Below are 16,582 nucleotides of genomic sequence, written 5' to 3' on the forward strand. Positions count from 1 at the left end.
AATGCTCCGTGAAAGCATTGCTTTTCTCTTTTAATCGTCTCTCGACACCATCCATCTCATCATTAATTGGTCCTTAATCTATTAAAGTATATGTTCCTCTTGTTAATCTCTTTAACCTTCTGTATTGATGTGGAACAGTGGAAGAAAAATTACCGCCATAATTTATCGGTACCATATCTGCTAATGTTGTTCCAATATCTTTCCACTTTTGTTTATAATGCTGGCTGATATAACTTTCCACTTCTTGAATGGTCATTGGTTTTTGCTTGTCCTGGAAACATTCTAGAATTACTTCCGGTAAAGTCATTCACTACTTCCTTTCCTATTATCAGTTATCCCATTAATATTTTATTTCATATATGGCAATGTATGAATTTCCTTAATGACAATTCGAAAAAATATCATTATATTAGAAATAATCATTATATTAGTTTTCACCATTCTTCGAACTTATTTCTATTCGTTTTATCATCTAAAACAAAGATTTGATTATATACGTAATCTAAGATCTCATCGTAAACTATAACCAACAAAAAAAGGGGTGAAGCAATGGAAAGGCAAAGAAAATTAATTATTCTATTTACATTTATGTTGTTTGTTATCATTTTATTTGCTTGCAGCAATAATGAAAGCGTTTCGAATAATGAGAATCATGGTGATGTAAAGGAAATATCTATATTAGCTCCTCTACATTCGGCTGAAACACCTGATCCGATGATTGAAGAAAAAATAGAGGAATTAACGGGAGTAAAATTAGATTTGCAGTTTGTTCCAGCAAATAATTATCAAGATCGGATGAACACAGCTTTTGCGACAGACAGTATGCCTATGGTTGCAAACATACCAATTGAAGGTAACTTTAAAGAAGCAATTAAAGACGGGCAATTTTGGGAAATTGAACCTTATTTAGATGAATACGATAATTTAAAAAACTTAAAAGATGAAGTGTTAGATAACATGAGGGTAGACGGAAAGCTTTATTCACTTTATCAAGGACGTCCTTTATCAAGACAAGGGATTATCTACCGAAAAGATTGGGCAGATAACCTTGGATTGGATACACCTGAAACCACCGATGATTTTTTTGAAATGATGAAGCAGTTTACCGAAAATGATCCAGATGGGAACGGCGTGGACGACACAATAGGCCTAGCTGATCGTGGTGATTTAGCATATGGCTCCTTTAACACAATTGCATCTTGGTTTAACACTCCCAACGAGTGGGGTGAGCAAGATGGACAATTACTGCCAGCCTTTATGTTCCCAGAGTATAAAGAAACATTGGACTTTATGAAAGAATTACATGAGCATGGTTATATTAATCAAGATTTCCCTGTTACAAGTAAGCCTGATCAACAGGACATGATCAAATCTGGAAAAGCAGGCGCTTATATCGGCTGTATGTGTGATGTTAGTCAACTCCACAGCGATGCTGTTGCTTTAAATCCAAATATAGAATTAGAAGTACACAATCAAATAAAGGGGCCAAATGGTGAATATCAAATCTGGGGTATTCCTGGATTTAATCATCCTTATTTCTTTCCGAAATCCACGGTAGAAACGGAGGAAGATTTAAAAGCAATTTTAGCATTCTTCGATAAAATGATGGAACCAGAAGTTGCAAACATTGTATTTTGGGGAATCGAAGGGGAGCATTACACCGTGGAAGATGGTAAAGCTGTTACGATTGATGATAGCAGTAAATTAGACCGTGAAGTAATCCCCTACCAAACCTTTGAGATTGGTGAACCGGAAACAAATGGACGTTATGAAGGTGCTTTTCCTTTAGAAGCTCGCGAAAAAGCAGAGGAATTGTTTAAAGATAACGAAAACTATTTAATTGAAAACCCTACTGTAACCTTAGATTCTGAAACCTATGATATGAAAAGAGAGGAATTGGATACCATTATTACCGATGCAACATTTAATTATATTATTGGTCAAATCGATGAACAAGGTTTTGACGAAGCAATCGAAAAGTGGCAAGCTGCCGGTGGTGATGACGTCATCGAAGAATTCAATGCTTCAAAATAATAGGAAATGACTCGGAGAATGGCTGTTATTTAACTAACAGCTATTTTTCCGTTATGTGATAGGAAATAGCTGAACGCTATGATAAAATTATAGCGTCGTGCTAATTGTTAAAGAACGTAAAAATGGAGGTGGGATGATTTGTTTAAGAAAAGACAAAAATTCTACTTAAAGCTATTATCATTTGTTTTATTACTTGGAATCATCCCTGTCTTATTGGTAGGTATTTTCTCTTTTCTTATCTCATCTAACAGTATTCAAAATAAAGTAGAAAAAGAAAAAGAACATACGATTTATCAAACCCAGATGACGATTGAACAGGTATTAAAGCAAGTGGATCAATCACTAACGAATTTTGCGATGTCACCTCTTGCCAATCGACTACTGGAAGAACCTATGGAACCGAATCAATTTCCTCTCTATCGAAATTTAAAGAAAGAACTAAACTATTTGCAGCGTTTTGACTCGGGAGTAATTGATATAGCGTACATAAATAAGGAACAAATGTGGTTAATCCGGAACAGAGGATTAAAAAAATTAACCAACCAAGATAAAGATTTGATCGAATCCTTTAGTAAGCTTACCAATCAGTCAACATGGTTAATTCAAGAATCCGAAGATACTTTTATCGATGAATCCGCTAATAATTGTAAGCGCTATCTAACTATAGTAAAAAAGCTGCCGCTTAGTTCCGTACATAATAAGGGATTTATTGCGGCAACCCTGCCAATTTGTGATTTGCAAGATAGAATGTTATTGGAGGAAAATAATGGATCAACGATCGTATTAGATGAAAATAATCAGGTTGTTATAAGCAGCGAGCAAAGTCAGATTCATTCATTGGAGAATCATCCTATTACCGAAAAAATACAACAACATCATCAAGTACACAATCAAATGCACATTGACTATAATAACGAGAAATATACCGTTACCTATCGTATTTCTAATTATAACGGCTGGACGTATATGAACCTTATTCGATTAAATGATCTCCAAGCATCTTCCTATGCTATTGGCTGGTTTACCTTTATCATATGTCTTGTTATTGTGTTAGGACTTATTATCGTAGCTATTATTGGCTCCGGAAAGCTATATAAGCCTATTCAACAAATTATTCATCTTATGAAATTGCCGAATGATAATAGGAAATCCCAAGATGAAATTGAGCAAATTACAAAACAGATCCATACGATCCTCGACAAAAATCAAACATTAGAAGAACGGGTTCAATCTCAAAAGAATCAGCTACAGCTTTTTTTCATCAATAAATTAATCATGGGCAATGTGACCGAAAATGAAATAAAAGAAAAACTCGCACCGGAAATCAATCATAACCACTGGTATACCGTTATGCTGATAAAAATCGATTCGATAGAAGGAACACGATTTACTAATAACGACCATGATATGATTCTTTTTTCCATTAACACAATTATAAATGAATTATTGGATGAAAATGAACGATTGACACCCACCGTATTCGAAGATAAACAAGTAACCATATTAATGGGTGAAGATAAAAGTCAGAGATATAAAGAGTACGTAGATAAGATATCAAAAAAAGTAAAAGAAACCATTACTGAGCTATTGAAAATCTCTATTACTATTGGGATTAGTAACAAATACTATCATTTAATCGAAACCAATGATGCACTACAAAAAAGTGAAGCAGCTTTGCGACAAACGATCATATTAGGCAAAGGTAAAATTATCTGGTTTGATTCACTGGAAGAGCAGCATACGTTCAAAACCTTTTATCCAAAGCAAATTGAACATGATCTATTTGTTGCCATAAAAACGAATCAACGGGAACGGGCTGATCAAAAGTTAACAGAACTGCTTGATAATATATTTAATAAGCAATTGACCTATACACAGTATGAAATCTCGATACTTCGATTTATCAATAATCTATTAGAATTGACGGAGATGTTAGCGATCGAAATAGATATGATTGATGACAAACAAACACTGATTCATTATCTCTATCGTTTCCGAGTTAGAGAAGATGTCGAAAATTGGTTCAAACAAGTAATGATTTACCCAATAATTGATCATCTCCAAAATCGTTCAGAACAACAGTATCATTCACTGTCAGAACGGGTTATCCATATGATTCATGAAGAGTACGATCAAGATTTAACGTTAGAAAGGATTGCGGAGCGTCTACATTATAATGCAAGTTACCTAAGCAATCTATTTCGCCAAGAAACTAATATATCGTTTAGTGAGTATTTAGCACAATATCGGATTGAAATGGCCAAAAATTGGTTAGAAAATACGAAAATGCCTGTTAAAGAGATTGCTAGTAAACTTCGTTATAATAACTCGCAAAATTTCATCCGATCTTTCCGAAAGATTGTAGGAATGACTCCGGGGAATTATCGTAAGAAAATGGGGATGGAATAGGATGAAGAATTGCAGCTCTTTGATGGAGTGCTGGAATATTTTCAATAGTTTTTTACTAAATAGACTGTGAAGTAAAAGATACCACTTTCTCAATTACACAGTCTATTTAGATATTAATGGATTATTTCTACTTTCATACCTAATTGCTCAGAGATAGTTTGAGCACCTTTTTTTACACTTTCAGATATTTCATCCATACGGTCTTGCATCCTAAATTCTGGTCCTACAACGCTTAGCGATGCAATGACTTTCTGTTGATGATTAAAAATAGGATAGGCAACACCAGCTGAACCATAATCTAATTCACTAAAACTGTAGCAAAAACCTTGCCGTCGGATTTGCAGCAATTCTTCTTTTAATTGTTCAGGATCCGTTATCGTGTGCTTAGTAAAGCTTTTGAGGTCTTTCGATATATTTTTAATTGTATCCTCTGGTAAATAAGCTAGAAGTAATTTTGTAGGTGCACCTGCATATAATGGTACTCTCTTCCCTAACTGCGAAGTAGATTTAATGGATTGCCCACTTTCCAACTTTTCAATACATACTCCTTCTTTTCCATCCACAATGGTTAGTAACACTGTTTCATCGGTTAATTGAGAAAGATCTTCTATAACCGGCTTGGCAATTTCTTTCAGGTTCATTTGGCGGGAAACGACCATTCCTAATTCAAACAACTTCAGACCTAGCTTATATTTCTTCGTGTCAGGATTTTTCGTGATATATCCCCTGTCTTCAAGCGTACTTAACATCCTGTGTACTACACTCTTATATAGCCCAAGTTCGATACTTAATTCTGTAACCCCCCATTCTGGATTGTCATCAGTAAAACATTCCAATAATGACAAGATACGATCGACTGTTTTTAAATTATTATTCGTATGTTCGCCCATATTCTTCCTCCTGTATATTGACAGTTGGGTATTGTTTGTTACTTATTATATCAATATTATTTACCCATTTGAAATAGCATAAGCATGATTGTTGATTTAATTAGATATTTGCTTTCTCTGCTATTTTTTTTATACGTTTTTTACTTTCATAAAGAATCTTCTCTTCATCAAGTGTTAACACTTCCCGATCCTTCATTACAATTTTCCCGTCTATTACAGAATCATTTACATCATTACTGTTTACCGCATTAATAATAGTAGAAATTAATGAATGCGAAGGGGATATGTGCGGCTGATCAATATCAATTAATATTAGATCCGCTTTCTTTCCTATTTCGATACTACCTATTTGTTTTTCCAATTGTAGTACTGATGCTCCTCCCAAGGTCGCCATATGTAGTAATTGCTTAGCAGTAATCACAAATGGGTCAAAATCATGAATTCCATAGTGACTCTTTAATCCGGTGCTTAATGTACGCATTTCATCAAATAAACTTAAACTGCAACTAGCTGCGCCATCACTTGCTATCCCTAGCGATATATTATTTTTTAAAATAGTTGGGGTTTTTGGTACACCATGCCCTCCAAAATTTGCTCGTGGACAATGTACAAGCTTCACATCTTTTTCTCTAAGAAGTTCAATTTCATTTTCCGATAACAATACATTATGGGCCGTTACCCAGTTGGGACCAAGTTGGCCGAATTGGTCAAAAACTTCTGCTGGTCGCTTCTGATAGTTTTGTAAACAATGACGCACCTCATCACGGTGTTCAGAAAGGTGAATGTGCAAACCTGTATGATATTCTCTTGCTTTTTCTCCCATTAATTCTATTAACCCTGGCGTACTCGTCATCACCTGACGTAAGGCAAAGAAAATCCGTATTCTTCCGTCTCCCTCCCCGTGGTAATCCCGATAAAATTGTTCAATTTGTTCACTAGCTTCTTGTGGAGAAACTGATTTCATATTAGCAGGTACAAATGGGGCATCGTCCATTGTTGAGTACGTTAACGATGCCCGCAAACCCGATTCGATAGTTGCATCTGCAACACGATTCATATGCACACCACCAGATTCATTAAAAGTAGTTGTTCCTGATTTAATCATTTCAAGACCACCTAACAACCCACTTAAATAGGCATCTTCCTCTTCCAAACTGCTTTCGAAAGGAACTAGGACTCGCGCCCAAACCATAGGATATTCTCCGTCAGTCCTGCCTCGTAAAAATTGTTGACACATATGAGTATGTGCGTCCACTAACCCTGGCATTAAAAGCTTACCTTTACCATTTATAATTTCTTTTGCTTTATAATTTTTTAGCAAAATCTCTGCTTTACCAATTGCTGCAATTTTTGTATCCTTCACGACTACTGTTTGATCTTCTACTATTTCAAAATCGGGTGTCAATAGATTACAATTTTTTATTATAATATTTGCTTCTTCCATCTTCATTACCCCTTCCGCTATAACAAACAAATCATTCATTTTAATACAACTGTTCTTATTTATAGAACTCAGTTCTTATAATTGGATAAAAAAATAAATTTTTTGCAAATGATGTTTGCTTATTCCTTAGTTGCATTTATTATATTCATGTCTTCTGCTACTTGTTGCAGACACTGCTCAAATGTCCCTGCTATAATGTTAGAAGAGATTGATAACATCAGATTCAATGGTAGATCAAAATCCTCAATCAGCATTCCGTCAACCATGCCATTTTCTACATTTAACTTATCAGCAAGTTTTTCCTTCATATTACGGTTATCGGATATAAACCCATATACTTTTTTCCCTAATGCATATGCAAGGCCACATTCAAATACTGTACCTGAATCTGGTTCGTGACCTCTAAAAGGGTTTAAATTAGCTATAACAATATCTGCCTTTCGAATTAATCCTTCATTTGCAAAATAAATCATTGTTGCCTTTCCTTGCTTATCCAAGTTGTCATATGGCTCTCTGTCTCGGGGATATAATCCTTGAAATCTATATTGCTGACAAAGATTACGCAGTTTTTTTCCATATTCCACCCCGTCAGGACGAAACACATGGAATCCAGCAATATATATTTTTGGTCTTTGATCCTCATGAAAATCAAACCAAGTTAAAGCAATGGGATTAATCTTACGTTTTAGAATTGCTTCCTGTGCAACTTCTTTTGTTCGAAACACATAATCAGTTAATTTTATCTCTTTTTTCAAGTCTTTTGTCACCGCATATATACTTTTCTTATACGGGGACGTCAGATATCTTATCTCCCCATTATGTAAATGAACCCTGCACTTAGTGACTGCTCCATCAATGACAGTATAAAATAATTCATCTATTTTCATTCACTCTCTTCCTTTCTTTCTAAACAAGCTTCTTAAAAAAATCCTCCATAAATCGTTCTGCATTTACTTCAATACCTACCTGAGTCCGTGAATAATCTCGAAATAAATCTTCACTTGTTCTTCCTAACGCATCTGGAGCAGTATCCACATGAATTGGCAAAGATATAGTTTTGATAAAATCAGGATGAATCGCCACTCCAATCGCTAATGGATCATGTAGTGCACATCCTGCAAGATAAGGATGCAATTTTTTATAAGCATTTAAGTAATATTCGGTAAATTGTACAAAAAAGTCAGCAATATCTGTGCCTTTCTTTTTCCACCTTTCCACATCAGATTTGGTTAATAAAGTCTTTCTTGTAATATCCAAGCCTACCATTGTAATTGGCAAATTAGATGTGTAGACGATTTGTGCAGCATGGGGGTCAATATGATAATTAGCTTCAGCAAATTTAGTGACGTTACCAGGAGTTGTTAATGCTCCTCCCATTGATACGACCTGGCCAATTTCCTCAATAATACGTGGCTCCTTCTTTATAGCTAAAGCAAGATTAGTCAAAGGCCCTGTTGTCACTAAGGTTAGCTTCTTTTTATAGGTTAGTATCTGTTCAATTATTGCATCTACAGCATGGCTATCTGGGTACTTTGGTTCTTCGGTAATTTCTCCTAATGTATTGCCTAATCCATCATCACCATGAATTAAACCATTATATTCTCGATCGAGTTCTAATGGCCTTTCTGCACCTTTCCAAACCGGAATATCAACTCCTAATAATTCTAATAGAACTTTAGTATTCCTCCAGGTATAGGCAACTGGTGCCATTCCATAGCTTGTAGTAATGCCTAATAATTCAGCTTCTTTGGATGATCTTACTGCATAACCAATTGCTAATGCATCATCTATACCTGTATCTACATCTAGCAGTATTTTTTTCATGAGACTTTACACCTTTCTTTATGCTTGCCAGCTATTATAGGAAAATTTTTTATTTGTTCCCGATTCTGAAGCAATAATTTTCAGTAGCCTTTCTTTGTAATCCGTATTAACGTCAGCCGTTTCTGGAATCACTTGACTTGCTTCATGAAGAAAATGAAGGATATCCTTCCCCTGTTCCCTACCTCGTTGGGTATGTATATCTAAAGCAAATTCGGGAATTTCCGGTTTTTTCCCTCTATTAAACTCCTCTATTACAATATTCTTTAGCCAATCACTTGAGCGATCTTTTTCACATTGACACAAAAAGCGAACTGCATGTACAAAGAAAATTGGACGATCACCATCATTGTAGGGGAAATTTTCACGAATCTGATTAAGCGTGTGAATGATTACTGGTGCTTGGACATTTCCAAATCCTATATCTTCAATAGCTATTGCCTGTAGACGTCTCCATAGTTTATCTTCGAATTGTGGACTTGTAATATACATCTCATAGGCTACTTCTACTGCCTCCTCTTCCAATCCACGACGGATAGATTTCTGCAAGGCAGAGATAATTTCATCCCCAGGAATGCCATTCTTTGTACGAATATTTGCCCATGGATCATAACTCATAAATTCAGTCAAAATAAAGCCTCCTTCAGATTTCCTATAAAAACTATAAAACTATTTGAATCCACCATCAGTTAAACCTTGAATAATATATCTTTGAAATATCATTACTAATAAAATTACTGGCAAGCTTGCAATCACACCGGCCGGTAAAATCAATTCATACTGCACTCCAGCTTGTCCAATCATCTCACCAATTCGCAATGGAACTGTTTTAAGACTAGAATCTGTGAAAACAGAAGCAAATACGAACTCATTCCATGCACCAATGAAAACAAATATCCCCGTCGTCACAAAGCCTGCCAGTGATAATGGAACAACCATTCTGATCACAGCTTCAATCCTGGTACAGCCGTCAATTCTAGCAGCTTCTTCAATATCATATGGTACGGTTGTTACAAATGCACGGAACATCCAAATAACATACGGCAAAGAAAATGTGACATAAGCCAAGATCAAACCTATATGAGTATATAAAAGCCCTGTAGTACGCATTAATATAAATAGTGGAATAAGTAGTGCCATCTGTGGCAACATTTGTGTACATAGAATCAGAAGAAAAAGCTGTTTTTTCCCAGGGAAACGTAGTCTGGAAAAAGTGTAAGCTCCTAACGTACCTACTATTAAACAGAGCACAGTTGTAAATGTAGCGAATAGTAAACTATTCCATAAAGAACTGGTAAAAGAATCTGTTGTTAATAGCTCTTTATAATATCTAAAACTCACATTTTCAGGTAACCAGGTTGGCGGACTTTGAAACATTTCAACTGGTAACTTTACACTCGATATAATTAACCAAAAAAACGGAAACACTAAATAAATCAATAAAAAAATAGAAGAAATTCCAGTTAAAATATTCTTTGCTACCTTTTTCAATTGGATCAACTCTTTCACAATTAGAATTATTTATCAATAGTCAAAGCAGAAAAAACTGCTCCGACTATGATAGTTAATTGTTAATACTTGTTACTTCCTGCTCGGCCGCATCCAATGCATCTTTTGAATCTAAATCACCTTTAATTACTTGAATTAGGTGTCGAGATACGGTATCGCTAATCAATGTTGCTCGTTCATGCTTAAATAATCCATGTGGATACTCAATCTGTTCACCAACAATACCAAAATGGGGATAGGTATCGATAACTTCTTGATCTTGTAACGCTTCTAAATTTGCTGGTATACGAGCAACTTCAGATAGTGCCATTTTCTTCTCTTGTTCATACCCCGTAGCAAATTGGATAAATTCAAATGCTGCTTCCTTGTTTTTTGAGGTGGATGGAATAGCCATACCACCGGTTTCTGCTAAACTTGCTGAAGTTACTTTATTTCCTGGCATTAGCGCTGCTTCTACTTTACCAACAACTTTTGACTGTTCAGGGTCATTGGCATATCCGGGAATATCTGGATATCCGATAAACATTGCCAGCTCACCTTGAAAAAATAGGTCTCTTGCAGCATCTTCCTCAAAAGATAATGGATGCAAAATTTGATGTTTTATATTTATATCCTGCCAAAGCTGAATTGCTTCTTCACCCTCAGGAGTATTGAAATCAGGTTGATTATTTTCATAATCCCAGAACTCCCCGCCTTCTGTACGAATTGTGTACATAAATGGTCGAATAGCATCCTCTTCACGGAGTTGTAATCCTAGCGGATAGTCTATATCTGTATTTTCTTTTATTTGTTGAGCATAACCAATTAATTCATTCCATGTTTCCGGTGATCCCTCCAAGCCTGCTTCCTCAAAAATCTCTGTATTATAGTAAAGTTGTGTTAACCATAAATAGCGTGGTATACCATAGATACTTCCGTCATACGAGAGATTTTCAAAACTGATATCTGTGAAAGGTTCCTTCATCTCATCCGTAATATATTCATCCAATGGTTCTAGGAATCCTTGTGCTGCGAATTCCGCTGCCCAATCATCTCTTACATGAATTACATCATATTCATCACTTCCACCACTCATTTGCGTGAACATTGTATCGTGGAGCTCCGTAAATCCAATCACTTCATAATTAACCTTAATACCTGTTTCTTCTTCAAATTCCTGCGCTTGGTCCTGCCAAAACTGATCTTCTACATACAGAATAGAAATCTCTTTCTGACTTGATTCCTCACCCTCCGCCTGTTCACTATTACAACCAGTTGCAAAGATTAATAATAAAATGGAGATAAACAAAAAATTTGGTCCTTTAAACATTTCCATCACTACCTCCTGATTTTAAATAGTTATACTTAACTTATTTATTTTCATTACCTAAAACTCTTACATAAAGTACCGTAATACATAGTGTAATGAAGGTAATGACATAAGCTAACGCAGATCCATAGCCTATATCCTGATACCGAAATGCTTGATTATAAGCATATACATTTATAACCATCGTACTATCCACGGGTCCACCGTTAGTCAAGACTGCGATCAAATCATAAACTCGTAACGTCCACATCGTCTGAATTGTTAATACCACTAATAGAACTGGTTTTATCGTCGGTAATACTATATTTCTAAATTGAGCAATCGCACCTGCACCATCTACTTTTGAAGCATCATATAATTCTTTTGGAATCGACTGCAATGCTGCCAAAATTAATAATGCTGCAAAAGGTGTACTTTTCCAAATGTCAGCAATAATTAACGCACCTAATGCAGTAGCTTCATTATTAAGCCACATAATCGATTCATCAATCACACCGATACTTAGAAGAATTTCATTAAAGATTCCATTTTGGGCGCTGTACATCCACTGCCACATCAGGGCGTTGACAACATTTGAAAGAGCCCATGGAATTAAAAATAGTCGCTTAAAAAACCAAGTTCCCCATGCCCCATGATGAATAGTTAAGGATATGGCAAATGCCATGATTAATGTTCCTAATACACTCACAACAGTAAATATAATTGTATTTGCTAAAATAGTTGGAATTCTTGGATCTGAAAGTAATTTAAGATAATTTGCAAACCAGACAAAATCATATGTAAGGTTTCCAGCTACAAAGCTTGTCTCCATGAAGGACATAATAAACGCATAAATCATTGGAAAAATGATTGTGAAAAAAATTAATACTATTGAAGGAACTAAATAAGTGAAAGCTGTTTTTGATTCCGAAATACGATCAATTCGTAGTTGAATACTTCTCCATCTCCTGACTTTTGACCATGCCATTGAGTTCTTGTTAAATTGCACGTATTCTCACATCCCCTCTTTCAAAACATTCCACCACAGTCTACTTAGTTAATAAGCAGATTTTCCTCCGTATTAATATCGAAGAATTTTACATTTTGTATCTCAAAACTTATTGGTAGTAATTCACCCATTTGAAGATTCCTATCACTCGTAGCTGTTATCGTTATTTGATGATGGTCGATACTACAGTATACAAATTGCTCTGATCCCATGTTTTCGATCATTTCAATTTCTACTGCTATACTCGTATCATTTGTATCAGTTACATAAAAATCTTCTGGGCGAATTCCGATTAAAACCTCCTTTTCATCATATTTTTGTAACGTTTGCGTCTGGAGATCAGTAAGAGGAATGGAAATATTATTTATCTTTATAGCAAGTGCATCATTACCATCTTCTATGCTTGCACGTATAATATTCATTGGTGGAGTTCCAATAAATGTAGCAACAAACAAATTAGCAGGATTATCGTAGATATTCATAGGTGTATCTAGTTGGAGAATTTTACCTTCTTTCATAACTGCTATCTTCGTAGCTAGTGTCATTGCTTCTGTTTGATCATGCGTTACATAAATCATCGTTGTCTTCAATCTATTATGTAGTTTCGCTAACTCTGTTCGAGTAGAAGTTCTTAATTTTGCATCTAAATTGGAAAGTGGTTCATCGAACAAAAAAACATTAGGTTCCCTAACAATTGCTCTCGCTAAAGCTACCCTCTGTCGTTGCCCTCCCGATAAATGCTTTGGTCTTCTTTTAAGTAACTTGTCTACCTTTAAAAGTTTTGCTGTTGATAGTACTAGTTTAGTTATCTGGTCATTTGTGAATTTCTTCTTTTTCCTTAAATTGAACGCAATATTTTCAAATACTGTCTTGTGTGGGTACAAAGCATAATTTTGAAAAACCATCGCTATATTTCGCTCAGCAGGTGTATACTTTGTCATTATTTGATCATCAAATAGAATATTTCCTTCGGTTACTCCTTCAAGCCCTGCTATCATACGTAAAACCGTTGACTTGCCACAACCTGATGGTCCGATCAATACGAGGAACTCCCCATCTTCAATCTCTAAATTCAGATCTTCGATAACATAATGCTTGTTATCGTATTGTTTAGATAATTGCTGTAATTTGATTGTCCCCATCTTATCACCCCAAATCGTTTTTACTTTTACGAATCTGGAACCTACGTTTATTAAAACGGCGTCCTCTCATTTTCAATTAATTGTTCTCATTTAAAGAACATCGTTCTTATTTACAAATAAAATATATCATTATTTTTCTAAGCTAAACACTATTGTGTAAAATAACCTTACGTTGTTTCTTCTTAATTTGTAAGAGGATGTGCTGTTAAGCGTCTTGCTAATATAATAGCTTTTAATAAAAAACATGCTGAAACAGCTATACCATATGGTCAAACGATTCTACTTGTCTCCGTTGCTACATCACTAACAGCACGTGTCTTCGGTCCAACTGTGTCTTGACTATATGCAAGCGGAATAATGCCAGATCGGCTCACCAATCAATATCCTTAACTAAGATTACCGTTCAAAAGTTGCCGAAAATGATAAAATGTATGAGGATTAAAGAAAGTACCCTATAGCTAGACTTTTTGTCTAGCTATAGGGTACTTTCTTTGTATCTATATAACTTATCAAAACAATAGTAGGTAATTAATATTCCTCTTTAAGATACTTATCCACACAATTTATTCCATTAATCCTCATCAATTTCCCTCTGGGTAAAACTCATAACGGAACCAAGCAAAGCTTGGATCACCAAAATCATTATCGATTTGTTTCTTCTCACCCGGATCCAAGGAAATATCAAACACCTCATCCGTCATTATATTGCCATCATCATCATATATAGCAACTCTGACCTTACCATAAAAATCCCATTCCTCATGAAAGTTTTTCACATATACGTAAGAGGTGACATGGTCATTTTCTCTAAGTGGCTCCACTAATCCAACCAGCTCCTTATTTGGTGACCGATCTTTATTCTCTTCAAACACATCCACTAATCTTTGTTCAATATACTTATCATCAGATGGCGTTGCAATTTCTACAATATTTGACTGTTCAGTAGATATATTCACATAAATCATAAAAGAAACCACTGCAAAATTAATTAAAAAAGCTATTATTCCAGATTTTAAAGTAGTCCTTATCGGATATCTGCCAACTATCATCGCCATAAATGCAATAACAGAAAAAAACACCGTCACCCATTGCCATTTTGAAAGGATAATATCATTCATTATATCCAACATCTTCACAACTTTCCTTTTTTTGTTTATACTTATTTTAGCAAATATTTAGTTACCTAACTACGTTTTTTTGGGAGGAAATATGGAATCACATAAGGTTATGTATCAATATGTAGAGAAAAAAATGGACCCTTTCTGGTGGATAACATTTTCCTATATTATCTCCGCACTTTTTCTACTTAGCATTGCGATGGTGGTTGGACCTATAACCGTACTTAGCAATAATATTAACATCTGGACTATTTTACTGATGCTGCTTATTCCACTAGGAATTTGGCTAGCTATTAAAGTGTTTTTCTATACTCGTGGATTAATTTGGCGAAATAACCATCTCACAACTTATAAGTTATATCCAGATATCATTCAATTAAATAAATGGGAAAATACGTATGATAGAGAACCAACCAAGCTGGAGATTGAACTTTCTACTATACAGAAGATTGTGGTTGCACCATATATAATAAATGAATATCTAACGAGACATGGAACAACACATATTGAGAAAAGTTATATACTTTATATTATACATCATACCAATTCAAAAAAAGAATTGTTGAAGCTCCCTTTCCCCAATAATTACGAGAATATTAATATCTGGTTAAACTATTTCAAAGAAAGGAATATCCCAGTACAATTTACAACAGAAGTACTCTATAGTTATGAGAGAGATATGCTAACAGATCAAGAAAGGATAAGACGATTAGAAGCGAATATTCACGAGATTCCACTTGAACATCAAGGTAATTGGAAACTTCAACAGAAAGAGGTACAACGAGAATGGTATCGAATATACCCACCAGAAAAATATAATAAAGAATCCATCGAGGGAAAAAAATCCTTGTTCCGACCTCTTGCCAATGCTGTTCTATTAAGCTATGCACTGATGCTAGCCATTACCATCGGATTAATAGAGCTATATAAACTTGGCTGGTTTTCTGTGGAAAATCCCTGGCCAATCTTTATTATGTTTTTTGCTATTAGTCTACTATTTTTCTTCATGCTGCGACGCACGTTACGTTGGTATTTTATGTTAATTTTTATTGTGAATGCTTTTGTTTTTGCCCTGGCCGTGGCAATGAGTTTTGAAGATAATGAATCGATTATTTATCAAGTTTCCGAGAATCTACTTGGAATGGCTATTTTATTTCCCGTTGTCGTGTGGATACCTTATTTAATTGTAAAAGCAACGAATAATAATACCACATAACCCTCCAAAGCTTTGGACATGGTTAAGATCAAAATTGCAAAAAACTAAAGAAAAAGTCAAGAAACACAATAGCTATGACTACTTTGTTTCTTGACTTCGTTTACACTAGTTCTATTTAGCTATGCTATTCAACATGCCCCCTTTTTTCGAATACCCGTTCGAATACCCGACGGTGAAAACCAAATCAAAATACCTCTAGCTGCTCCATTAAGTGCACGCCATCAGAAGATACCCAATAACCTTTTATTTTCCCATCTTCGACTTGCATAATGTCCATACCGTTAAAGCTTATTATTTTTCCTACTTCTGCCTTAGCAGCTGGCATGCCTCCTTTATAAGCTCCTGTAAATTGCCAGCGTGCCGAGACATATGGACTGTCTATGATAGGACCTACTACTACCTTCATATTAACATCATCAAAAAAAGCGCAAGCATCCTTAATAATTCCCTTTAAGGCTTCTCTTCTCTTTTTATCAGTCGAAGATTTTCCGTCAGTTCTTGCCTGATGAACCATGCAAGTAGGAGCTGTTACCTTATCAAGTATAGAAACATCCTCTTTCCATGCTTTCACCCATAATTCATAAACTTGATTTTCGTTAAGAACAATCAACTCAAAAAAACCTCCTAAAATACCATTTTATACTATCTTCAAGTTCTTTCATGAAATACCTTTATTTACTCCACAATTTGCTCCTTTTTCTT

15 protein-coding genes are annotated in these 16,582 nt (G+C 35.1%); 3 read left to right on the forward strand and 12 right to left on the reverse strand.

The window, feature by feature from the left end:
• Positions 1-73: 73 nt before the first annotated feature.
• Positions 74-307: a hypothetical protein gene (locus tag ACTNEP_RS10680; protein ID WP_441161944.1), complete on the reverse strand. Its 234-nt coding sequence runs from the start codon at positions 305-307 to the stop codon at positions 74-76.
• A 242-nt stretch (positions 308-549) separates the two neighbouring features.
• Between ACTNEP_RS10680 and ACTNEP_RS10685 the strand changes: the two genes are divergently transcribed.
• Together ACTNEP_RS10685 and ACTNEP_RS10690 are read left to right on the forward strand one after the other, a co-directional pair.
• Complete coding sequence (locus ACTNEP_RS10685; RefSeq protein WP_441161945.1) at positions 550-2,034, forward strand: extracellular solute-binding protein; 1,485 nt, start codon at positions 550-552, stop codon at positions 2,032-2,034.
• A gap of 138 nt (positions 2,035-2,172) precedes the next feature.
• Positions 2,173-4,443, forward strand: coding sequence for an AraC family transcriptional regulator (locus tag ACTNEP_RS10690; protein WP_441161946.1), 2,271 nt, complete (start codon positions 2,173-2,175; stop codon positions 4,441-4,443).
• Positions 4,444-4,556: 113 nt separating this feature from the next.
• Here ACTNEP_RS10690 and ACTNEP_RS10695 read toward each other — a convergent pair whose 3' ends face one another.
• The 10 genes from ACTNEP_RS10695 to ACTNEP_RS10740 all read right to left on the reverse strand — a co-directional run bounded on the left by ACTNEP_RS10695 (position 4,557) and on the right by ACTNEP_RS10740 (position 14,664).
• Positions 4,557-5,333, reverse strand: coding sequence for an IclR family transcriptional regulator (locus ACTNEP_RS10695; protein WP_441161947.1), 777 nt, complete (start codon positions 5,331-5,333; stop codon positions 4,557-4,559).
• 100 nt (positions 5,334-5,433) lie between these two features.
• On the reverse strand, positions 5,434-6,777 hold the full coding sequence (locus ACTNEP_RS10700) for an amidohydrolase family protein (RefSeq protein ID WP_441161949.1): 1,344 nt from the start codon (positions 6,775-6,777) through the stop codon (positions 5,434-5,436).
• A 119-nt stretch (positions 6,778-6,896) separates the two neighbouring features.
• The gene (locus ACTNEP_RS10705) at positions 6,897-7,664 is read right to left on the reverse strand and encodes a nucleoside 2-deoxyribosyltransferase (RefSeq protein ID WP_441161951.1); all 768 of its coding nucleotides are present in this window, start codon (positions 7,662-7,664) and stop codon (positions 6,897-6,899) included.
• 19 nt (positions 7,665-7,683) lie between these two features.
• Positions 7,684-8,601, reverse strand: a complete 918-nt coding sequence (locus ACTNEP_RS10710; RefSeq protein WP_441161953.1) for a nucleoside hydrolase — start codon at positions 8,599-8,601, stop codon at positions 7,684-7,686.
• A gap of 18 nt (positions 8,602-8,619) precedes the next feature.
• A complete protein-coding gene (locus ACTNEP_RS10715) occupies positions 8,620-9,228 on the reverse strand; it encodes a hypothetical protein (RefSeq protein ID WP_441161954.1) in 609 nt (202 codons plus the stop codon).
• Between the two features lie 39 nt (positions 9,229-9,267).
• Positions 9,268-10,089, reverse strand: a complete 822-nt coding sequence (locus tag ACTNEP_RS10720) for a carbohydrate ABC transporter permease (RefSeq protein WP_441161955.1) — start codon at positions 10,087-10,089, stop codon at positions 9,268-9,270.
• A gap of 73 nt (positions 10,090-10,162) precedes the next feature.
• Positions 10,163-11,422 (reverse strand): ABC transporter substrate-binding protein, encoded by a 1,260-nt coding sequence (locus tag ACTNEP_RS10725; RefSeq protein ID WP_441161956.1) that lies wholly within the window; start codon positions 11,420-11,422, stop codon positions 10,163-10,165.
• Between the two features lie 34 nt (positions 11,423-11,456).
• Positions 11,457-12,404, reverse strand: coding sequence for a carbohydrate ABC transporter permease (locus ACTNEP_RS10730; protein WP_441161957.1), 948 nt, complete (start codon positions 12,402-12,404; stop codon positions 11,457-11,459).
• Between the two features lie 44 nt (positions 12,405-12,448).
• Positions 12,449-13,546 (reverse strand): ABC transporter ATP-binding protein, encoded by a 1,098-nt coding sequence (locus ACTNEP_RS10735; RefSeq protein WP_441161959.1) that lies wholly within the window; start codon positions 13,544-13,546, stop codon positions 12,449-12,451.
• A 581-nt stretch (positions 13,547-14,127) separates the two neighbouring features.
• Positions 14,128-14,664, reverse strand: a complete 537-nt coding sequence (locus ACTNEP_RS10740; RefSeq protein ID WP_441161960.1) for a hypothetical protein — start codon at positions 14,662-14,664, stop codon at positions 14,128-14,130.
• A gap of 91 nt (positions 14,665-14,755) precedes the next feature.
• On the opposite strand from ACTNEP_RS10740, the gene ACTNEP_RS10745 reads away from it, so the two are divergent.
• Positions 14,756-15,880 carry a hypothetical protein gene (locus tag ACTNEP_RS10745; protein WP_441161961.1) on the forward strand — a complete coding sequence of 375 codons (1,125 nt, stop codon included), beginning with the start codon at positions 14,756-14,758 and terminating at the stop codon, positions 15,878-15,880.
• Between the two features lie 184 nt (positions 15,881-16,064).
• On the opposite strand, the gene ACTNEP_RS10750 is transcribed toward ACTNEP_RS10745, so the two are convergent.
• Entirely contained in the window at positions 16,065-16,490 is a 426-nt protein-coding gene (locus ACTNEP_RS10750; protein WP_441161962.1) for an ester cyclase, read from the reverse strand.
• Between the last annotated feature and the right edge of the window lie 92 nt (positions 16,491-16,582).

The organism is Gracilibacillus sp. HCP3S3_G5_2, from assembly GCF_052063305.1.
Lineage (GTDB): Bacteria > Bacillota > Bacilli > Bacillales > Amphibacillaceae > Gracilibacillus.